This window comes from Vibrio natriegens NBRC 15636 = ATCC 14048 = DSM 759 (genome assembly GCF_035621455.1).
Classification (GTDB): Bacteria; Pseudomonadota; Gammaproteobacteria; order Enterobacterales; family Vibrionaceae; genus Vibrio; species Vibrio natriegens.
The window spans coordinates 1,327,139-1,349,442 of sequence record NZ_CP141822.1 but is presented as its reverse complement, the minus strand read 5'-3'; the positions used below and the strand labels follow the sequence as shown (position 1 = coordinate 1,349,442).

General features: G+C 45.3%; 18 protein-coding genes. 11 read left to right on the top strand and 7 right to left on the bottom strand.

The window, feature by feature from the left end; translation table 11 throughout:
• Nucleotides 1-37 precede the first annotated feature (37 nt).
• Nucleotides 38-1,024 (bottom strand): glutathione S-transferase family protein, encoded by a 987-nt coding sequence (locus tag VER99_RS06140; protein ID WP_020333028.1) that lies wholly within the window; start codon nucleotides 1,022-1,024, stop codon nucleotides 38-40.
• Between the two features lie 17 nt (nucleotides 1,025-1,041).
• Nucleotides 1,042-1,866, bottom strand: coding sequence for a 4,5-DOPA-extradiol-dioxygenase (gene ygiD, locus VER99_RS06135; RefSeq protein WP_020333027.1), 825 nt, complete (start codon nucleotides 1,864-1,866; stop codon nucleotides 1,042-1,044).
• A gap of 146 nt (nucleotides 1,867-2,012) precedes the next feature.
• Here ygiD and VER99_RS06130 point away from each other — a divergent pair, with 146 nt between their 5' ends.
• The gene (locus tag VER99_RS06130; RefSeq protein WP_020333026.1) at nucleotides 2,013-2,915 is read left to right on the top strand and encodes a LysR family transcriptional regulator; all 903 of its coding nucleotides are present in this window, start codon (nucleotides 2,013-2,015) and stop codon (nucleotides 2,913-2,915) included.
• Nucleotides 2,916-2,959: 44 nt separating this feature from the next.
• On the opposite strand, the gene VER99_RS06125 is transcribed toward VER99_RS06130, so the two are convergent.
• Entirely contained in the window at nucleotides 2,960-3,421 is a 462-nt protein-coding gene (locus tag VER99_RS06125) for a methyltransferase family protein (protein WP_014231601.1), read from the bottom strand.
• A gap of 79 nt (nucleotides 3,422-3,500) precedes the next feature.
• Nucleotides 3,501-6,536, bottom strand: coding sequence for a D-2-hydroxyglutarate dehydrogenase YdiJ (gene ydiJ / locus VER99_RS06120; protein WP_020333024.1), 3,036 nt, complete (start codon nucleotides 6,534-6,536; stop codon nucleotides 3,501-3,503).
• 264 nt (nucleotides 6,537-6,800) lie between these two features.
• Between ydiJ and VER99_RS06115 the strand changes: the two genes are divergently transcribed.
• The 7 genes from VER99_RS06115 to VER99_RS06085 all read left to right on the top strand — a co-directional run bounded on the left by VER99_RS06115 (nucleotide 6,801) and on the right by VER99_RS06085 (nucleotide 12,703).
• Complete coding sequence (locus VER99_RS06115; protein WP_020333023.1) at nucleotides 6,801-7,481, top strand: DUF3334 family protein; 681 nt, start codon at nucleotides 6,801-6,803, stop codon at nucleotides 7,479-7,481.
• Between the two features lie 188 nt (nucleotides 7,482-7,669).
• A complete protein-coding gene (locus VER99_RS06110) occupies nucleotides 7,670-8,365 on the top strand; it encodes a DUF2786 domain-containing protein (RefSeq protein ID WP_014231598.1) in 696 nt (231 codons plus the stop codon).
• A 194-nt stretch (nucleotides 8,366-8,559) separates the two neighbouring features.
• Nucleotides 8,560-9,228, top strand: a complete 669-nt coding sequence (locus VER99_RS06105) for an OmpA family lipoprotein (RefSeq protein WP_014231597.1) — start codon at nucleotides 8,560-8,562, stop codon at nucleotides 9,226-9,228.
• Nucleotides 9,229-9,303: 75 nt separating this feature from the next.
• Nucleotides 9,304-10,260: a molecular chaperone DnaJ gene (locus VER99_RS06100; protein WP_024372847.1), complete on the top strand. Its 957-nt coding sequence runs from the start codon at nucleotides 9,304-9,306 to the stop codon at nucleotides 10,258-10,260.
• Nucleotides 10,261-10,437: 177 nt separating this feature from the next.
• Complete coding sequence (locus VER99_RS06095; RefSeq protein WP_014231595.1) at nucleotides 10,438-10,623, top strand: hypothetical protein; 186 nt, start codon at nucleotides 10,438-10,440, stop codon at nucleotides 10,621-10,623.
• 366 nt (nucleotides 10,624-10,989) lie between these two features.
• On the top strand, nucleotides 10,990-11,382 hold the full coding sequence (locus tag VER99_RS06090; protein ID WP_014231594.1) for a SulA-like leucine-rich domain-containing protein: 393 nt from the start codon (nucleotides 10,990-10,992) through the stop codon (nucleotides 11,380-11,382).
• Between the two features lie 217 nt (nucleotides 11,383-11,599).
• Complete coding sequence (locus VER99_RS06085) at nucleotides 11,600-12,703, top strand: phosphoribosylaminoimidazolesuccinocarboxamide synthase (protein ID WP_020333021.1); 1,104 nt, start codon at nucleotides 11,600-11,602, stop codon at nucleotides 12,701-12,703.
• 82 nt (nucleotides 12,704-12,785) lie between these two features.
• Here VER99_RS06085 and VER99_RS06080 read toward each other — a convergent pair whose 3' ends face one another.
• The 3 genes from VER99_RS06080 to VER99_RS06070 form a co-directional block, all read right to left on the bottom strand.
• On the bottom strand, nucleotides 12,786-14,459 hold the full coding sequence (locus tag VER99_RS06080) for an alkaline phosphatase D family protein (protein ID WP_020333020.1): 1,674 nt from the start codon (nucleotides 14,457-14,459) through the stop codon (nucleotides 12,786-12,788).
• 366 nt (nucleotides 14,460-14,825) lie between these two features.
• Nucleotides 14,826-15,203, bottom strand: a complete 378-nt coding sequence (locus VER99_RS06075) for a hypothetical protein (protein WP_014231591.1) — start codon at nucleotides 15,201-15,203, stop codon at nucleotides 14,826-14,828.
• Nucleotides 15,204-15,489: 286 nt separating this feature from the next.
• Complete coding sequence (locus tag VER99_RS06070) at nucleotides 15,490-17,844, bottom strand: helicase-related protein (protein ID WP_020333019.1); 2,355 nt, start codon at nucleotides 17,842-17,844, stop codon at nucleotides 15,490-15,492.
• Nucleotides 17,845-18,083: 239 nt separating this feature from the next.
• Here VER99_RS06070 and VER99_RS06065 point away from each other — a divergent pair, with 239 nt between their 5' ends.
• The 3 genes from VER99_RS06065 (at nucleotide 18,084) to VER99_RS06055 (ending at nucleotide 22,249) form a co-directional block, all read left to right on the top strand.
• Nucleotides 18,084-19,772 (top strand): NAD-dependent malic enzyme, encoded by a 1,689-nt coding sequence (locus VER99_RS06065; RefSeq protein ID WP_014231589.1) that lies wholly within the window; start codon nucleotides 18,084-18,086, stop codon nucleotides 19,770-19,772.
• A 204-nt stretch (nucleotides 19,773-19,976) separates the two neighbouring features.
• Nucleotides 19,977-20,669, top strand: a complete 693-nt coding sequence (locus tag VER99_RS06060) for a SanA/YdcF family protein (protein WP_014231588.1) — start codon at nucleotides 19,977-19,979, stop codon at nucleotides 20,667-20,669.
• 209 nt (nucleotides 20,670-20,878) lie between these two features.
• Nucleotides 20,879-22,249 (top strand): SLC13 family permease, encoded by a 1,371-nt coding sequence (locus tag VER99_RS06055; RefSeq protein ID WP_014231587.1) that lies wholly within the window; start codon nucleotides 20,879-20,881, stop codon nucleotides 22,247-22,249.
• Nucleotides 22,250-22,304: the final 55 nt, after the last annotated feature.

The window sequence follows — 22,304 nt, the reverse complement described above, 5'->3', positions numbered from 1 at the left end:
TCTAGCGGTAACGACTTAATGCGTTACCGCTATTTTTTTAGCCCGTCTTATTCGCGTTTCTTGCTGACTGAATCATTGCCTCAATATGGGCAGGTCCGGTTGGACGAATTCCCGCTGGATTTAGCTCTTTTATCGAGTAATAGCCCGCTGTAATGTGATCGATACTAACCGTATCTACCACACCCGGAAGATTAAGTATGCGCTCCATGTAGCTGGAAAGGTTCTGATAATCGCCAATTTGCTTGCGATTGGTTTTGAATAAGCCGTGATATGCCGCATCAAAACGAATTAAAGTAACAAAGGTACGGATGTCCGTTTCTGTTAGTTGGTTACCAACCAGATAATCTTGTCCTTCCAAACGCATTTCCAACTCGTCCAACATATCAAACACTTTGTTTACCGCTTCTTCATAAGCATCTTGGGACTGAGTAAAGCCAGCCTTATAAACACCATTGTTGAGATCGTTGTAGATACGTGGGTTAAGTTCTTCAATCTCCGCAGAAAACGCCTCTGGATACAGCCTGATATCCGATGGAACAATCTCTTCAAAAGCCGTATCCAGCATTCGCAGAATATCCGCACTTTCATTGTTCACCAGTACATTTTGTTTCATGTCCCACAACACGGGTACCGTTGCACGCCCAGTGTAAGTCGGGTTCGCACGCGTATATATCTCATGCATGTACTGTGATGAAAACAGCGGATCGGTATCAGCACCATCGTAGCCACCAAATGCCCACCCTTGTGATGTCATTTGAGGATTGACCACGGTGACAGGAATAATATCTTCCAACCCTTTCAGTTTACGTGCGATCAATGTGCGCGATGCCCAAGGACAAATTAATGCGACATATAGACGGTAACGTCCTGGCTCTGCTTTAAATCCCCCGGTTCCTGTAGGACCCGGGCTACCATCCGGAGTAATCCAGTTACGAAACTCGGAGACCTGTCGAACAAAGCGTCCCTTGTCATCCGCTTTTTGTAACGCTTTCCAGTTTTCTGTCCATTTGCCATTCACTAACATACTTTAATCCCCTAATTTTAAGCGCCGTTGAAAACGAATGAGCGCATTGAGATTGAACCTAGCTCGACACCTTGTGAGGTATAAATGAGTTCATCTTTCAAATTCGATGCTCCAGCGATCGTCAATGCTGGCGCATAATGCTCGAGTGTCGGGTTAGCCATTCGCAATAGGCTGCCCATAGAAGCAACATCGGCTAACGATTTAAAGTCACGGTTATTCAGCTTCTCAGCGACATACTGATCAAATTCAATCGCCCAATCGTGTGGCTTACCATCAAACTGCAAGGCTCTTAAATTGTGAACAATATTGCCCGAGCCAAGAATCAACACACCTCGGTCACGTAACTCAGAGAGCTTTTTACCGATGCTCAAGTGCCAGTTCATGTCTTTGGTGATATCAATGGATAGTTGAAACACTGGCACATCGGCAGCCGGGAACAGTGAGTTCAACACTGACCATGCACCATGATCGAGTCCCCAAGTGTCATCGGTATGTACATGATGATCTGACAATAGTGCAGCGACTTCTTTAGCAAGATCTGGATGCCCTTTCGCCGGATATTGCTTCTCGTATAACGCATCTGGGAACCCGTAAAAGTCATGAATGGTACGAGGTAATGCAGATACATCGACCAGCGTACTACCTTGGGTCATCCAGTGCGCAGAAACCACTAGTATCGCTTGAGGTTTTGGCAATGTACGTCCCAGTTCCACCCAACTGCGTGTGAATTCATTATCCTCAATGACGTTCATTGGGGAGCCATGACCAAGGAATACCACCGGCATTCTTGGTGAAGCTTTAAATCTGTTTTTCAGCTTTTGAAGTGAGGACATAACGCTCATCGCTTTTCCCTTAATTTGTCAGTACCACAACATTGTGGTTCGTTTTAACTTGGTATGGAGAAATTATGTACGCAGCAAACTTTCAATACAATGACGATTATGTAGAATGATATTCAACAAAATGTTCCTAATTGTGGAGTAGTACAATGGACTTGGTTGATGGTTTAAAAGCATTTGTCGCCACCGCACAAACAGGGTCTTTTACAGAAGCAGCACAAAGGCTCGGCGTATCTAACCGGATCACTTCTAAATATGTCGCTCAGTTAGAGGAAAGGATTGGCGCACAGTTATTGCAGAGAACGACTCGGAAAGTTGGCCTCACTCCCACAGGTCAGGCGCTGCTTGCTCGGGCTCCTACTCTATTAGACGAGTTGGATGACCTGCTGGGTGCAATATCTGAAGAGTCCAAAGGGTTAACTGGCGTACTGCGTGTATCCGCACCATTGACGTTTGGAGAGATTTACATCACCGGGTTATTGAGCCGCTTTTCTGCCCTTCATCCTCAGCTATCGATTGATCTACGTTTGAGTGATTCCTATGTAGACTTAGCTACTGAGGGCATTGATTTAGCGTTTCGTATCGGACTGCCAGACACAGCGACACTGAAAGTAAGGAAGCTTGGGGAAATCACCAGTTGCGTCGTTGCCTCACCTGAATACCTGAAACAACGAGGAACACCAAATACACCTCAAGAACTCAAGGATCATTTCTGTATTATCGATACCAACCGAAGAGGTCACAACAAGTGGCTATTCTATCGCGGCAAACAAGAAACCGCCGTCGTACCTGAGAGGAACCTGATGGTGAACAGTGCCCGCATCGCAAAAGATTGGGCGATAGATGGACGTGGGATAGCGATTTGTCCGGATTTCGTTTTACAACACGATCTTGAAAGTGGAAGGCTGGTACAACTTCTCGGCGAATACAGCATGAATAAGCACCCGATTAACGCGGTCTATTTAGAAGGCAACGTAATACCGCGAAAAGTCCGGGCACTTATCGATTTCGTGGTAGAAGACTTCGCTCAAAGACCACCAGGTGCTATTTAGGCCAAAATTAAATCGCCTTTAGAACATAGCGAAACGATCTGCGCTTATATCCAGCGACGTACCCGGTTTTTGTATTTCAGGTAATCTTCACCAAACAGCCTTTCTAACACGTGCTCTTCTGGCTTAATTTGGTAACGATTCATATAGGAGATAAACAGAGCACCACAAGGGATGACGCTAAGGTGCTGCCACCACAAACCCAGAGCGATAATAAGCAGCAACAGAGCCACATACATCGGGTTTCGGGTATAGGCGAAGACACCAGTGTTTACGACAGATGACGCAGACTCCGGCTTAACTGGATTGACCGTTGTCTTCGCTTTACGAAATTCATAAACGCCGGCAATGCCAATAAAGCCCGATAACAGCGTTAAAGCAGCGACAACAAATTCGACAAAAGGGACTGTGATCTTAAATGTCGGCGTCAGTCCTTTCAGCCAATACATAAGTAAAACCACCAGCAAAAAGACCGCGACAGGTGGCACTCTAAGTTCAAGTTTTCTCAAGGTTCAAATCCTTTGAAGTCTCAAGTTGATGAGTCGATAAAAAGCCCAGCAGAACTGGGCTTATTCTTCATTGAAGTGATTAAATAAGTGTCAGCAACGCCTGAACCGGATGCTTCGGCTTAGTGCCTTCAAAACGTTTTACCTGACTTCGACAAGAGTAACCCGTGATGAGACATCGCTCGTTGTCCAACTTATCTAAGTTTGGCTTCCAGCTCAGGTTGTAAATGTCTTTCGACATCGTCACCTTATCAACCTCGTGTCCAAAAGTCCCCGCCATACCACAGCATCCAACCGGGACGGTATTTAGCACCGCACCGAAGTGAGAGAAAATTGCACCCCACTCTTTTTCTGCGTTTGGCATTTTGGTTTTTTCTGTACAGTGAGCAAACAGATACCAAGGTTCTTGCTGAGTAGACTCTACTGATGCGAAGTCTTCCAGTCTTGGATAGAGCCATTCATGAGCGGTCAGCACCTCAAAATCACCGCGCTTGTTGCCCAGGACTTCGTTGTATTCATCTCGGTAGCAAAGCACTAATGCTGGGTCAACACCCACCATTGGAATGCCCAGATCGGCAACCAAAGATAAAAACTTCGCGGTATCCGTTGCTGTTTCTGAGAACTGGCGTAAAAAGCCTTTGATATGCTGCGCTTTACCATTTGGCTTAAATGGCAGTAAAACCGGATTCATTCCCAGTTTTTTTGTCAGCTTCACAAAATCCTCTACCACTTCGGCATCGTAATAGCTGGTAAACGGATCTTGAACGATCAGAACATGTTTGCTCTTCTGTTCTGAAGACAATCGAGACAACGCGGTGAGGTCATAAGCGGTTGTCAGAGATTCAACACGTTTTTGCAAAGTCGGTACAGACAGCAAAGGCGCATCCACGTAACCCACTGTCGATGCAGTTAGGCTTTTCACCCAAGATTGCTTCAGGACACCGTTCACGACACCAGGGGCTTTCGCCATCAGCGGTAACATGGTTTCAATGTTCGCCACCAGGTAATCTTTTGCAGGACGCTGGTAGCGAGAGTGATAGATATTTAAGAAGCGAGAGCGGAAGCTCGGCACATCCACTTTAATCGGACACTGGCTGGCACACGCTTTACAAGCCAAACAGCCATTCATAGCCTCATAGACCTCATGAGAGAAATCATATTCATGACGACGGTTAATTGAATGACGAACGCGATCGATCATAGTTTTGATCGACGATTTGTTTTCCAATGCTTGTTGTTCAAGGTCGAGAATATCGATTCCTTGTTCCGTCAACTGACGTAACCACTCACGCACTAAGCCTGCACGACCTTTAGGAGAGTGACGACGGTCAGCCGTGACTTTCATCGATGGACACATTGGTGAGCTGGTGTCGTAGTTAAAACACAGGCCATTACCGTTACATTCCATCGCTTGCTTGAAGCTGTCGCGGACCTGAACATCAATCTGACGATCAAAGTAACCACGTTTGGTGTCAGTTACTTTGACCAGCTCTGCATCACTGTCTAACGGCGTACAGATTTTCCCCGGGTTCATCTTGTTGTGAGGGTCAAACGCCGCTTTTACGCGTCTTAGCTCAGTAAACAGCTCTTCACCAAAGAATTCCGGTCCGTATTCTGAACGGAAACCTTTTCCGTGTTCACCCCACATCAAGCCGCCGTATTTAGCGACGAGCTTAACCACTTCATCCGAGAGTTCATGCATTAGCGCTTCTTGTTGCGGGTCGCACAGATCCAGAGCAGGACGAACGTGCAATACGCCCGCATCGACGTGGCCAAACATACCGTAGTTGAGAGACTTTCCGTCAAGCAGTTCGCGGAACTCAGCGATGAAATCGGCTAAGTTTTCTGGTGGGACACACGTATCTTCAGCAAACGGTACCGGTTTAGCACGACCTTTAGCCGCACCCAGCAGACCTACCGCTTTTTTACGCATGTTGTAAATACGGCCAATGCTCGCCACATCATTACACACCTGATAGCCAATAATGCCCGCTTCTTCTGTTTCGAGCATGGTATCAAGTTTGGCAGTTAACGCCGCGACTTGAGAGGCGATCTCCTCAGAATCTTCGCCTGCGTATTCCACCATGTTGATACCAAGCATCTCTTTGTCTGGTACATCCGTGATGAGATCGCTGACCGTATGCCAAACTATATCTTGTTTCGCGAGGTTAAGAACTTTTGAGTCGACCGTTTCTACCGACATCGCGTTTGCTTGCACCATCAGTGGCGCGTTACGCAATGCTGAATCAAAACTGTTGTATTTAACGTTCACCAAGGTACGCACTTTAGGAATACGAGTCAGATTTAACTTCGCTTCAGTGATAAAAGCAAGTGAACCCTCTGCGCCACACAAAACGCGGGTGATATCGAAGCTATCATCCTCTTCGTTAAGTGCATTTTTCAGATCGTATCCAGTCAAGAAACGGTTTAAAGGTGGGAACTTATCGTTAATTTGTTGACGCTTTTCACGACAGACGGATTCGGTGACGTTCAGCGCGGTTGCGGCAAACTCGCCCTCTTTAGGATAACCATGAGACAAGTCAGACTCTAAAATCGAACCATCGGCAAACACGGCTTGGAGTGAGAGGACATGATCTGACGTTTTGCCGTATTTCAATGATCCCTGACCAGAGGCGTCAGTGTTGACCATACCGCCGATAGTGGCGCGATTACTGGTGGATAAGTCAGGTGAGAAAAAATAACCATAAGGGCGTACTGCATCATTTAACTGGTCTTTAATCACACCAGTCTGAACGCGTACCCAGCCTTCTTCCTCATTGATTTCAAGCACTTTGTTCATGTGGCGAGATAAGTCAACCACAATGCCTTTCGTTAGGGACTGCCCATTAGTACCAGTACCGCCACCGCGAGGTGAGAACGTGATTCGCTCGTATTTTTCTTTATTGCTCAGTTTACCAATAAGCGCAACATCTTGCGTTGTTCTTGGATGAACAACAGCCTGAGGTAACTGCTGGTACACACTGTTGTCAGTGGAAACCGCAAGTCGGCTTGAGTATTGGCTTTCTATATCGCCGGTGAATCCAGCTTGTTCAAGCTCTTTTAAAAAAATCAGAACAAGAGGGTCGACGTCAGTTTGCGAGTGTAATCTTGGTAACATTTGCTTCCTGCCCCTACGACGCTGATCCTATCAGCTGCGGGTTATCTAATTATTTTACTCAATCCTCAAGCTGCTTTTCGAAAGAGTCTCGAGACAGGCAGTAGAGTTAGAGTGGAGTGATTTTCTTCGGGTTTGATCACTTTACAACATTTGAAAAAGCGATTAAATCAGAATCTCAATACAATATTGAAACTTATGCTTTATTTCTTGACTATTAATGCCTTACATTGAGAAAAAAATCGCCTTTCTCAATGAGCTTTCAGAATGAAAAAGAATAAAGTAGTAACCACAGAAGATATCCTTCTAAAACTTTGCCAGTCAGTTTCTGGCGTCCTTACCTCTGCCACCTCTTCCCAAGTCAACTATTCCGCCATGGTGCAAAAGATCAACAAAACCAGCCTTAAGCCAGATTTTGGTTGTTTTGTCTTATTTGATGGTGGATTCACCGGCTTAGTTGTCATTAACTTTACGGCCAAAGCCGCACTTGAGATCTACACCAATTACATGCGCAATATGGGAATGCCCGAAGAAGAACTGGCCATCTCTCATACATCCGATGAAGTGGCCGATGTGCTTGGTGAGCTGATGAATCAATTAGTGGGTGACTTCACGAATAAAATCCGTAAAGAGTTACAAACTATCATCACGCAAAATCAGCCTAAAATGCTGTCACTGAATAAACAGGTTATTTTGCAGGTAGACACCAACCTTGATCGCCCTCAGGCGCGCCGTGTGACTTTCTCAACCGCAAATAACAACATCTTTTACCTTGAACTGGCTATGGATAAAACCGAGTTTATTCAGCTGGAAGAATTTGAAATCGCTGAAGACGAAAACCCGGATGATATTCTGGAAGCCACTCGCAAAAAGATGGCAGAAAAGGAAACTCAGGAATCACTTGCAACAGATGAAGCCAATGACTTGTTAAACCAACTGGGCTTGTAACCGCGTACAACATCGTTGTCCCTCCATATCAGAGAAATCTGACCTTCTGAATAGAATGCAGGAATACCACGCTCCGGCTCGCAACGGGGCGTTTTCCTTCTTTAGCCGTCGCATTGTATTTCGTTTTTATGTCAAAAAAGGTAATATATCTGACTTCATAAATTTTCTGCTTTAGTAATTGGTTGTCGATGGATAAACAAAAAGCCCTGAAAAAAATCGCCAAGTGTTTAGAACTGGGTAACTCTGCCAACGTCAATGAGGCCGCAAATGCCATCAAGATGGCTCACCGCCTGATGATGAAGTATGGTCTGGACAAAGATGACATTGAGTTCATCAAAATGGGAAAAACACAGTCTTCCCATCTATTACCTGCGAACATAAGTTCTACCATTTTGCGCGTGATTCGTGGCATCAACACCAAATTTGGCGTTGAAGCGGTACTGCTGAATCACAAAGGGCTTAAACGCGTTGAGTTTATTGGTGAAGCGGACCGTGCGATTTTCGCCGCCTTTGCGTTCGATATTATCTATCGTGAAATGAACGAAAGTACTGGCCAATTCCGCAACAGTTTTGCGGGTAGTGGTACTTCTTCAATGGAAGTGACACGCCGCGTGAACTCGTTTGTCTCAGGTTGGGTTGAAGGTGCGATTGAAAAGCTCCCTGTTATCTCTCCAGACGAAGAGTCGGCCAACAAAATCAACGACTATATCGACAAAGAATTCAAAAACATCGATCGCGAAACGTTCAAGAAGCAACTTAAAGAAGCGATGAAAAACCTCACTGCAGACTATGAAGTTGGTCTGAAGAAGGGTCGAAAAGTTTCGGTGAACCGCGGGGTGGGTGGCGAGCAAGCACGTAAAATGCTCAACAATCACTCAGAATAACCTCCTCTATCAGGTCAAATATGTCAACGGCTTAGCAAACCCATTGATCTTATTTGGCCTGAGTAAGACAATTCTTACAATTTTCTGGTTCCATCTTACTTTCACCTAACAAAACTTAAGAACAGCTGATTAATAATTTATATCTCAATTTTATAAAGCAGCGTTTCGCCTCATTTTTATACGGAGATTTTCCCTTGAAAAAGCTGTCTATAGCACTTGCTCTAGTGCTTGCTCTTACAGGCTGTCAAGCCACTCAACGTCAAAATGCCACAACTGGTGAATACGAAACCAACTCCACGACCCTGGGAGCCTTAACTGGTGCCGTTGCTGGTGCAGCTATCGGGTTAGCAACAGGTGACAATGCTAAAGAGCGTCGTCAACGTGCTTTGATTGGCGCAGCTGCTGGTGGTGCAACAGGTGCTGGCGTGGGTTACTACTTTGACAAACAAGAAGCGGCACTACGTCAAGAATTGCTGAATTCTGGTGTACAAGTTCAACGTGTTGGTGAAAACCAGCTTCTGCTTCGTATGGAAAACGGTATTGGCTTCGCGTCAGATTCATACCAACTGGATTACGGCATCCACAACACGCTTCGTGGTGTTGCTCGTATCCTTGTTGAATACCCAGATACCAGCCTTGTGATTGACGGCTACACCGACAGCACAGGCAGTGAGTCACACAACCAGTCACTATCTGAAAACCGCGCAGAATCGGTACGTCAGTTCCTGATACAGCAAAATGTGGCAGCTGGACGTGCAATTGCACGCGGCTATGGTGAACGTAACCCACTTTGTTCAAACCAGACAACTGAAGGCCGCGCTTGTAACCGCCGCGTTGAAATCCAAATCTTGCCTCTGAAGTGATTTGATAGCACCATTAGGTAATTAAGGATAATTACCGGAGCAGGCCTAGAAATCATTTCTAGGCCTGACAAACTAATGGCTTTCAAAACCGTCTTTCTATTTATCTTGAGCACTTGCCTCTCAAGTCTCATATTTGCCTCCCAGTCCCCTTATTCAGCGGAAGACCAATTTAAACTGGCGATGAAGTCAGGCTCAACGTCTCCAGAAGAAACTCGTTACTGGTTAGAACAGTCCGCAAGCCAAGGCTACCTGCCCGCGCAAAAACAGTTAGCGGAAGATTATACTCTGGGATTAACGGGCTCAGTATCCTACCCGCAAGCCGCCTACTGGCTGAGTTCCATCGCTCTGAGTGATCCAGCAGATAGTGGCTACGCCCTTGCCAGTTTCTTGGAAAAGCACCAGCAAAACATCACCACCGATGATTTAATCGAAGCATGGTATCAACTTTCTGCAAAGCAAAACAAAGATGCAGAAATCGCGTACAACCATTTCCTTGAGCAACGTTTTAATCAGTTAAGAGCCAAACAGGTATCGGCAATGACTGAGTTGGACCAAAGCTCCGCTGAAGCGCAACCAATGCAATCAGATGAGATTAACCAAGCGAAAGTGTTTAGTGCCGAGCCGTTTCTTGCCATTGGTTTTTGTGGGTTGATGCTGAGCGCTGGTTGGTTTTGGTATAGAAATCAACAGCATAAGCGCAAACTTCAATTGGTTGATGAAGAAAATCGAACCCGACAACTGGATGTGCAAGTGAAAGAGTTGGAATTCACCAATAAGCAATTAGAACGCCAGTTGGAGCAGGTAATTAGAGAGTTTAAGAAAGTCAAATCTGAATCCGCTCCCCATGATTTGACCATTGCCTGTGCTGTGTTTGGTTACACGCCAAACTCGATTCCACAAGCTCAAGCCGTAAAACTACGTTATCGTCAATTATCCAGGCTTTACCATCCCGATGCTCAAGGAAGTGAAGCAGAGATGAAACGTCTTAATCAAGCTTTTAGAATAATCACACAAAATGTTACAAAAGCGTGAATTTTCAATAATCATTAGAAACCACAACCTTTCAGCCCCCACAAACAGGGAGCTGCAATCGATTTCCTTCTCAAAACAATTAACAGACATTTAACCTTCCCCACTTACTTGTGTCATAATGTGCTGCGAAAAATAACACCTAAAGACTCTAATTTTTCTAGGTGGGGAGAAAAATCAATGTTCACTGAAGAAGGCACCTGTGATTGGTGTAAGAAACCAGCTCTTATCACGCGACATGACTATGTAGATGGTAAACATCACAATTCATGTCAATCTTGTTACGATATGGCGAAAATCGATGTCCGCCTATTCAACCAAGGTGAATTGCAAATGCGTGAGCGTATGTCTCAACGTGCAAGCTGAAAACTCAAATCAATGGAACTGATTTCTAAAGGCGCCTCATAGGCGCTTTTTTGTTATCTGCTCACCTCCACTGCCATGGAGAACCCGCCAAACACAGTAAAAAGTACTGTATAGACTGATCATAACCACTGTATATACAGTAGTTTTCTTTCCTTGATGCCCCACCAATATTGTTAGTTACTTCACATTTCGTAAGCCGTACCAAACATATCATCTAAAATTTAAATCTTTATATTTCAATATTTTAAATAAAAACTCCAGTAAAAAGACGAAATTGCATTGCTTCAAAAAGCATAAAAACCAGTTGATCGATCCCTTAAAACAAACTACTGTATAGACATACAGCATGTATAAAGGAACAGTAAGATGCAGCTACACAGTCAAACTCAAACATACTCTCGTTACAATGTACTGGCACAAGCTACTCAACCCATGAATGTTTCTAACCAGCTTCTTTCTAAGCTGGCTGTACTGTCTCAGCAGAAACAATGGATTTTGTTTACGTCCGAGTGCCCTCGTCCCAACTTTGACCAGCTTACTGCTTCCAATATTTGTTGTAAAAACGTCATTCAGATGAAGCCATCCCAACAGCTTTCTGAAGTCGAAATTGTAGTTAAAGCGATACGCTCAGGTAACGCGAGTGCGGTTGTCGCATCAAATGACATAGCGCCGATGAATCAGTCTATGCTGCGTGATATTGGCCTACGTTATCAGTGTGAAGTCTTTTTCGTCGAAGGCAGAGTAAACCAGTATCACTAACAAGTTCGACGTTATCCATCCTGCATCTCGCCTCCATTCCATGGGGGCATTTTTTTACCTGCGACTTAGGGAATTAATAAATAAGGCAAACGTTTGCTTTTTCTCTGGCGAGTTAAAATAGTTCTGGTATGATGCCCACATTCGATTTATTCAGCTGCTTACTTTGGCTGAATATCTTCTCTTTATGACGTTTGATTAAGATGATAGGAATGTCGCAATGAGCCTTGCTAATCAAGTACTTGCCGTCAATGACGACCTGCCAATTCGCACTCACAAACCCGTTCACAGCGGTAAAGTTCGTTCAGTTTACTGGTTAACTGAAGAAGACAGCGCCCGCCTGATCAAAGAAAAAGGATACGATGTTGCCCCTGACGCGCCTCTGGCGATCATGGTGATCAGCGACCGTATTTCTGCTTTTGATTGCATTTGGCATGGAGAAGGCGGTCTGAAAGGTGTGCCTGGTAAAGGTGCCGCATTAAACGCGATCTCGAACCACTGGTTCAAACTATTTAAAGACAACGGCCTGGCTGACAGCCACATCTTAGATATTCCTCACCCGTTCGTTTGGATCGTACAGAAAGCAAAACCAGTTAAAATCGAAGCGATTTGCCGTAAGTACATCACAGGTTCTATGTGGCGCGCATACGCAAATGGTGAACGCGAGTTCTGTGGTATCCAGCTTCCTGAAGGTTTGGAAAAAGACAAAGCTCTACCAGAGTTATTGATGACACCTTCAACCAAAGGCATTTTAAAAGGTATCCCGGGTGTACCAGAAGCAGACGACGTAAACATCACTCGTCAGAACATCGTAGATAACTTCGAAGAATTTAACTTCTCTAGTGCAGACGATATTGCACTTTACGAAAAGCTATTGAAAGAAGGCTTTAATGTCATTAGCAATGCGCTAGAAGCGATTGATCAAATCTTTGTCGATACGAAGTTTGAGTTTGGTTACGTTCACGATGCTGCAGGCAACGAAAAACTGATTTACATGGATGAAGTTGGCACGCCAGATTCTTCACGTATTTGGGATGCAAAAGAGTACCAAGCAGGTAATATCGTTGAGAACTCAAAAGAAGGTTTCCGTCAGTTCCTGTTGAACCACTTCCCTGACCCAGATATCTTGCTGAACAAAGAGCGTATGCCTGAGCGTGAAGCACTAGCTCGTGATAACGAACTGCCAGTTGATTCATTGATGGATATTTCCAAGACTTACATTGGTATTGCAGAAAAAATTACTGGTAAGCCAATTACGCTAAGCGAAAATCCAAAAGCCGAGATCATTGACGTTCTTAGCAAAGAGTACGGGTTAATCGACTAAAACGTTCGATAGCCAACTGAAGTGTATTGATACAGAAAGTCCGCATAAATGCGGACTTTTTTCTTTGTGTGACTCAACCCGGTTAAACAATATTTAACGTAATACCGTCTGTCGTCGAGGCCGACTTTGTCGTGACCTGATAGTCTTTCGATTTAATGGTCGACACAAAATACCAAGTCGACTGCGCATTATCAGGCGTAAACGTCACTCGCATAAAGCCCCGTTGTTTAATATCTGTCCACTTTAACTCTGATACTAAATGCGGCAACGTGAACTCCATTTGGGCAGTTACTGCTGAGTCCATAGCTAAATACGCTTCCAAACCCGGTGAACTGACTGAGCTGGTTGCAAATTCAACACCGACAGGAGTACCTGAAATGTCATGCAAAGCACTTGCCCATGCATTGTGCGTATCGCCCGCTAAACAGACAAAATTGCCCGCACTTGCATTCGCTAATTGGTAAACTTTCTCTCGCTCTACGTAGTAACCATCCCAAGCATCCAGATTATAAGGCAAAGAGACGGGATCTGAACTTGGGTCAGACAGATAGTTGGTAATGGCTGTATTCACGGCCAATAAAGCCGCGGCTTGCTGATCTTCGGTCGCGGTAAACAGTTGGAACATCGCAGTCATGACAGAGCTTGGTAACTCCATTTTAGACATCAGAACTTGTTGCCCCAATACATTCCATTTGGCATTACTCGTCGTAAATTCATTCATCAACCAAGCCAGTTGATCAGAGCCAAGTAGCTCTCTGTCGACACTTCGTGACTCAGCGACCAAGCCTGCAATGGCTTCTATGCTTGGTTCACTTAACGAAAAGTAATCCAATGGCTCATCACGACCAACTAATCGAGTATCGAGCATCATCAAGTTCACTAAGTTACCAAAGGAGAACTGGCGATAGATCAGCATACTTGAATAGCTATTCTCTCGTACGGGCAACCACTCAGTCCACGCCGCCGCTGCCGCTGCGCGTCTGTCATTAAAACTGCCTTCGTCATCTTGATGGTTTTCGGCGCCTTCTTTCCACGCATCATTCGCGAGTTCGTGGTCATCCCATACCGCGATCATCGGTAATTTCGCATGTAACGCCTGAAGATCAGCATCTTGGCGATATTGGGCGTATCGTTTTCGGTAGTCATCTAACGTCACACACTCCGTGCCTTTACTTGCCACTCGATCTAACGTCTCAGCGTCTTCACTGGCATACCCACCAGCACCGTATTCATAGATGTAGTCCCCTAAATGAAGCACTACATCAAATGAAGCCTCTTCGTGCTGATTTAAAATCTCGCGATAGACATTGAAATACCCAGCCGGATAATTTGCGCAAGACACAACCGCCATTGATGCCTGTTCGACACTTTCATCCGGTAGAGTTTTGGTCTCTCCGACTCCGCTTACCACCTCACCCACCATAAAACGGTAGTAATAGTGAGTATTCGGGTTGAGGTTTTTAACGTCGACTTTTACGGTAAAATCACGACTGGTATCCGTAGTGAACACACCACTTTGTACCACATCTGAAAAGCCCTCATCTGAGGCAACTTGCCATGTCACATCAGCATAGTCAGCATCCGTGGTAACACGCGTCCAAATGATGACTTGAGTTTGAGTCGGATCGCCACTGGCGACGCCATGATCAAAGGAACCCACTACTAATTCAGAGCTATCACTACCACAGCCAATGAGCCCGGCTGTAACTGCGGTCGAAGAAACTGCTTTCATGAAATCTCGACGAGAAATAGACATACTCACTTCCTTTATTATTGTTTGTTTTGTTATTAGTTTTCACCTAACTGTCCGTAGTCGATGAGCATGACTTATCTTATTGATTCACTGAAGATAAGTTACTAACCCATGCCGCTGACAATCTGGTCTAATCAGTTAACCAAGAGCATTAAGTTAGAAGATAGTTGTGACAATTAGATTGCTGCACATAAAGAACATGCTAAATATAGTGCATATAAAGCCGCACCGTGACTTTTGAGGATTTGAGGTATCAGAGCAAAGGCTGACTGACGGCTGTAGGCAAACGCAAAAAAGTAGTCAGTATTGATGGGGGTCTAGAGCGAACCAGAGGGTGATCGCTCTAATCATGGATGGAGAAAGACAGGCTTACAGTTTGATGTTTAGAATCTCTTGCTCTGTTGCATCAACTTTCAGATGGCTTCGCGACTCAATATACTCAATCTGCTTTAAGTCTAACGAATATGGCATGACAACACGCAGTTCTTCTATCCCTTCACCTTTTGCAAGTCGAGTTAACTCGACAAGATTCGACTCGTCACTATGACGTGAAGACATGGACTTTAATGCGGCGTCCCATAGACGGTCTTGTGGCTCACTGAGCTCTGCAAGGTTCTTTTTCCACATCAGACCAAAGATGGGGGCGATGGTGGCAAACGCGTCTAGGAAGGTCCACTTTTTACTTGCAGTAGCCCCTAGAAAACTGGTGTAGTCGAATTCAATGCATGTTTTATTTTGTTGATCCATTTTATGCTCCGACACTCAAATTGAGATATACCAACTATCGTTCAACTATTTTGATATAGCAATGGGATATAAGAGAATAGTCTTTTATGCCCTAATTTACCGTCAAAAAGAAATATTAAAACCAGCCTTGTAACAAGTAATGTACAGCTTTTCTATATACGCAACCAATTGATTAATATTTCAATTTAAAAAAGAAACAACCCCATAAATATTCAATATATCAATACTTAATCAACAGGCATTCACAAAGAAAATAAACTCGTATAACTAAGATATAAAATCGTTATTACTTCACATCAATGACGCGGCTGGCTTTCTTATATTGCACTTTCCAACCCGACCAACGTGGCAGTTCCCAGCGCTTCGGATCGCCCTTTCGACTCCCTTCACTATAAACAACATGGACAAGTTTGCGGCTGGCAAAGTACTCCACATCAAGCTTGAGTTCGGCAAGCAATAATTTCAGAGGGAATTTCTGCGCGAAATCCTCGTATTCCCATTCAGGTACTCCGGCAAAAGGCAGATCATCGGCATCGAATAACGCCATATCTTCAACTGATTCGACCCCCAGTGTTTGCAGTTGCTCGGCTAACCAATCGGTAAAAGTGAGAGATTCCAATCCTTCGAGGCCGGTCGTTTGTTGATTTAACCCCAGTGCGTTGTATAACTGCCAATGCAGAATTTGCTGTTTTCTTAATGGCGCAAACCCCGGCATTAACGTTTCATCTTCGATCATCTCTACGATAGATTGAATGGCAACGTCCCCTTGTAACGCCTGAAACTCGGTCACGACAGTCCGACCAGCGTACACCAGGCTCATGGTTGCCCGTGGTGATTCTTCTTCATAATTGGTTTCGCCTTGTTGCCACTCTCCCAAGCTGAGGTCTTTAATGAGCGATAATGGCGCTGGCATCATCACCGAAGCAAGATTAAGCGTCTGCTTAACACCTCTGCCGGGCACACTATGGCTATCCAGCACTAACGCGGCTTGCTCTTTTTCGGGGAAACGGCTATTGCGCCCTACTACCATCTCCATAACGCCGTTCCCTAAAGCATCTCGACGGCGCTCTCTGCGAACAAACACCAGTTCAGGGTGAATTTCCGCTATGGCATAGCAAAGTGATTCGCGCCGATATCTTGATGCGACTTCCAGTTGCGGTAATTCGAATAGCTCCCGCATTTGCTTAGCAAGGCCCTGCGCTTCTTCCAGCACACTTGAATCGACTGTGATGCCTGGTAACTTGTCGCCGCGAACTAAACGAATCATCAGAGAAGCATCACACCCCGTAGGCTCCTCTAGTGCCAAAGCCTCCGCAACGTCGCCACTTTGCAACTGATATAGCTGCGCAGGAACCGACAACGCAGCCGCTAAATCAACCATGGCCTCTTTTTCGGGTCTGGTCTGAATACGGGTCACTAAATCAGCAAATAAGGCATCAATCGGTAATGGATATACTTTTCTTCCGTGCTCGGTAATCTCACCTTGCTCATCAACCGCTTCCATGGCTTTCAGGCTTTCAAATGCCAGATGCAATGATTTATCAGGGACACTATCGAGGAAAGACAATTCTGCCAGACGATATCCGCAGCAAGCGGCGGCCAACATCGGCTCGACTAATTCTTCTCGGTGCAGCTCGGGAGGCGTAATGAGTTCTAAAGGCGCATGTTCTCCATATAGCCTTATGCAAGTGCCTTGTGCAACACGACCTGCTCGTCCCATTCGCTGTTCAGCACTGGCTTTGGAAATGTTGCTTAACGTTAATGCCGTGCGACCATTACGCTGCACAGTTCGTCTTTCGAGCCCGCTATCAATCACGACTCGAATGTTTGGAATGGTTAGCGACGTTTCAGCCACATTAGTAGCAAGCACGACCTTTCGCTGACTTTGGATGGTTAATGCACGATTGCGCTCGTCATCACTCACAGAAGCATGAAGCTTTACCACCAATACACTTTCCAGACTTTGCAGCATCTGGGCACACTGAGTGATCTCTTTACGACCAGGAAGAAATACCAGAATGTCTCCCTCTTCGTCCTCCAACGCTTCTTTAACTGCTCGAACAACATCATTCTCACAGCCTTTTTTGTTCGGAAGATAACGGCTATCAGCGCTTCGATATGTCACTGAAACTGGGAAGCAACGCCCTTCAGAGCGAAGACGTTTAGCCTGTAAATAATCAGCAAGCTTCTCTCCCTCTAAAGTGGCAGAAGTGACAATAAGACGGTGACGATTTTCCTGTTTCAAAATCGCGGTAAGGAGATCAATGTCCCAACGGCGTTCATGAAATTCATCGACCATTACGATATCGAAGCTTGCCAGCTTGTCTTCTGCAAACCAACGTAGCGCAACACCTGGCGTAACAAAAACCACTTGCGTATTTTCATCAAAATAAGAATGTAGCTTAATCGCATAGCCAATTTTCCCACCGACCGACTCACCTGATTGCTGCGCAAGAAACTCCGCCAATGACGTACAGGCTATTCGGCGCGGTTCAATCACTAAAACACGGCCATGGCCAGCAGCCCAAAGTGGTAAGCGAGTTGATTTACCCGAACCAGTTTCAGCTTCTACAACAAGGTGAGCGTGTTTCAGGTTCTGATCAAATTCATCTTTTAGGGTATCGATAGGTAATAGAGACATAGGATACGGGGTTTGTTCTGATAATGAGGGGCATTATACCCAAATAACGTCGAGATACTTGTTTGAGAGAGAATCACGCGACTTTGAAACCCTCTGGATGACTTCTTTTGAGTATAAATTTCCACCAGACGTGAATTTTATTGCAACATTACCTTGATGTGCATCAACGAATGTTTACAACTAAAGTCGGAAACCGTTAAAATTTGGCGCGCATCCTTCAACCCTACATAAGGCTCCAAATGAACAACGATAAACGCCCGCTATATATCTCGTATGCGGGACCCGCTCTTATGGCAACTCCTCTTTTGAATAAAGGCAGTGCTTTTTCTGCCGAAGAACGCAGCTCATTCAACTTAGAGGGCTTGCTACCTGAAGCCACTGAAACCATACAAGAACAAGTAGAACGTGCTTACCAACAGTACAAAGGTTTCGAAAGTGACATGGATAAACACATTTATCTACGTAACATTCAAGATACCAACGAAACGCTATTCTACCGCTTAGTACAAAACCACGTTTCTGAGATGATGCCAATCATCTACACGCCAACCGTTGGCGCAGCTTGTGAGAACTTCTCCAATATTTACCGTCGCGGCCGTGGCCTTTTCATTTCTTACCCTAATCGTGACCGCATTGATGACCTGCTAAATAACGCAGCAAACCACAACGTAAAAGTGATTGTTGTTACCGACGGTGAACGTATTCTAGGTTTGGGCGACCAGGGCATCGGTGGTATGGGCATTCCTATCGGTAAACTTGCTCTTTACACCGCTTGTGGTGGTATTAGTCCAGCTTACACACTACCAATCGTACTGGATGTCGGCACGAACAACCCTCAGCGTTTGGCTGATCCAATGTACATGGGTTGGCGCCACCCTCGTATCACAGGTGCAGAATACGACGCGTTTGTTGAAGAGTTCATGCAAGCGGTACAACGCCGCTGGCCTGATGCTTTAATCCAGTTCGAAGATTTCGCACAAAAGAATGCGATGCCTCTTCTTGAACGTTACAAAGACCGTGTTTGCTGCTTCAACGACGATATCCAAGGAACCGCTGCGGTAACAGTTGGCTCACTGCTTGCTGCGTGTAAGGCTGCTGGCACTAAGCTTTCTCAACAGCGTATTACCTTCTTGGGTGCAGGCTCTGCTGGCTGTGGTATTGCAGAAGCGATCATCGCTCAAATGGTTTCAGAAGGCATTTCTGACCAACAGGCTCGCTCTCAGGTTTACATGGTTGACCGTTGGGGCCTACTTCAGGAAGGCATGCCAAACCTTCTTGATTTCCAACAGCGATTGGTACAAAAACATGAAAATACCAAAGAGTGGGAAAATGAAGGCACTGGTTACTCACTACTAGACGTAATGCGTAACGCGAAGCCGACTGTGCTTGTTGGTGTATCTGGTGCACCTGGCCTATTTAGCCAAGAAGTCATCGAAGAGATGCACAAACACTGTAAGCGCCCTATCGTGTTCCCGCTATCAAACCCAACCAGTCGTGTAGAAGCAACACCAAACGACATCATTCGTTGGACCAATGGCGAAGCGTTGGTTGCAACTGGTAGCCCGTTCGCTCCAGTTGTACACGAAGGAAAAACCTACCCGATTGCTCAGTGTAACAACAGCTACATCTTCCCTGGTATCGGCTTAGGTGTTCTTGCTGTTAACGCAAAACGCGTCACTGATGAAATGCTGATGGAATCTAGCCGTGCACTTGCGACATGTTCGCCATTAGCGATTAATGGTCACGGCGCACTTCTTCCACCACTGGAAGAGATTCACCTGGTATCGAAGAAAATCGCTTTTGCTGTCGCTAAAAAAGCCATTGAACAAGGTGTGGCACTAGAAATTACCGACGAAGCTCTTCACGTTGCGATTGAACAGTCGTTCTGGCAACCAGTTTACCGTCGTTACAAGCGAACTGCGTTCTAAATTTAACCGCAAAAGAAAAACTCGCCTAATAATTAGCCCCTAACACATAGGGGCTTTTGTTTTTTAAACGTTTTTTTATCATCCTAACCGTATTTTGGCACAAATGGACTTCTCTCTTTTTGTTTGTATCAGATATGATGAGACATACACTTTCATTTAAGGATAAAAAACGTTTTGTTGTTTTCTCGTATAAGGTCAAAGTGGATGCTTAAATTTACATGGAAGCGACTTGCTTTGATTTTGTCGATCGCTGTACTTGGCCTGCTGATCTCCGTTATAGCCATCGACAGATGGGTAGTATTGCAAGCCAAAGAGAACATTTTTACTGACTACGAACCAATACCTCAGCATGAGGTAGCCGTCGTACTCGGTACGAGCAAATACATCGGAAAGGTCCTCAACACTTACTACACCCATCGCATCAACGCCGCGATTGAGCTTTACGAGCAAGGTAAGGTGAAACAATTTTTGCTCAGTGGTGACAACGCCCACCGCTCTTACAATGAGCCATGGACGATGAAACGCGATCTACTCAAGGCAGGCGTACCAGAAGAAGTCATTCATCTCGACTACGCGGGTTTCCGTACGCTCGATTCGATTGTCCGTGCGAAAAAGATATTTGCTTCCGAGCGCTTTCTGATTGTGACCCAGCGTTTCCACTGCGAACGAGCACTGTTCATTGCCAATGCGTACCACATAGACGCCCAGTGTCTTGCCGTCGCAGGCCCAGTCACAAACAAACAGAAAGCATCGATGCGTATGCGCGAACTGCTTGCCCGCGTGAAGGCGTTTCTCGATCTTTACGTGATTGATACACAGCCGAGATTCCTTGGCCCTCAAGAACCAATTTTTGCTGTAAAAGAGCCTATCGAGCCAAGACAAGTCCCTGTGGAATAGCCACTAACGCTTTTAATAACACTTCTATAAAAAGAATGGGTAGCAATCTACCCATTTCTAATTCCCAACATCACATTTTCATATTTGCTCTACGATTCAAGCAAAACTCAATTGCTCATTCAAAGTAACATTTAATCAATAAATAAATACAAGTCAGTTACTTTGCCATAAAAAACCGACAAAAAGGCAATGAATAAGGAGCATACCCCATGACCGCACTCGCTGTGACATTGAAGAACTGGTTCTTCACTCGCAACAGCATGATATTGAACGCAAATATCCTGCTATTCATTATCTTGTTTAATACCCTACCCTTTGAACCGCAAGTAGTAACCGGCATTAGCATCTTAGTTTTTGTTGCAATTTTGTGGTTAACGGAAGCGATTCACGTAAGTATTACAGCATTGTTGATACCGCTACTCGCCGTGTTCTTAGGCGTGTTTAATACACAAGTCGCGCTCAACAACTTTTCTAACTCAATCATCTTCTTGTTCTTAGGTGGTTTTGCCCTGGCGGCGGCGCTGCATAAGCAGAAGTTAGACCAAGCGATTGCCGATAAGGTGTTGATATTAGCCCAAGGAAAAATGTCGGTAGCCGTCTTCATGCTGTTTGGTGTGAGTGCGGGTTTGTCGATGTGGATCTCTAATACTGCGACCACAGCAATGATGCTTCCTCTGGTACTTGGTGTGATGACCAAGCTGGATGGCGATAAAAACCATCGCACATTCCTATTCGTTTTGCTTGGTATCGCATACAGCGCATCCATCGGTGGTATTGCCACTCTCGTTGGTAGCCCACCAAATGCAATTGCTGCAGCTGAGGTCGGTCTTAACTTTACCGAATGGATGAAGCTTGCTCTGCCAATCTCTCTATTGTTGATGCCAGTTGCGGTTTTGGTTCTGTACGTTATGACCAAACCTGATTTGAGCCACAAGTTTGAACTTGACCACAAACCTGTCGAGTGGACAAATGGCAAGAAGGTCACTCTGGCGATTTTCCTTCTGACAGTGACGCTTTGGATCTTTAGTAAACCAATCAATGCGATGCTAGGCGGCTTTGCTAAGTTCGACACTCTGGTGGCAATTGGCGCAATCCTTCTACTCGGCGCATCTCGCGCGGTTGAATGGAAAGACATCGAGAAAACAACCGACTGGGGCGTCTTGATTCTGTTCGGTGGTGGTATCTGTCTAAGTAACGTTCTTAAAGATACTGGCACCAGCGTTTTCTTAGCACACAGCTTGTCAGGCTTTCTGGAACAGGCAGGCGTTCTGCTGACGATTCTTGCCGTCGTTGCCTTCGTTGTATTCTTAACTGAATTTGCGAGTAACACCGCAAGTGCAGCGTTGCTGGTACCTGTTTTTGCCACCATTGCAGAAGCACTCGGTATGTCGCCTGTCATTCTTTCAGCATTGATTGCGGTCGCAGCTTCGTGTGCGTTTATGTTGCCAGTAGCGACTCCACCAAACGCGATTGTATTTGGTACCGGTCATATCAAGCAAAAAGAGATGATGCGCATCGGCCTTGTTCTGAACATTGCATGTATTGGCGTACTAACACTTTTCGCTTGGCTTTTCTGGTAAGCAAAGACTTTTTACTGCTGTACCTCATCGTTTCGTTCCCCCTGAATGATGTACA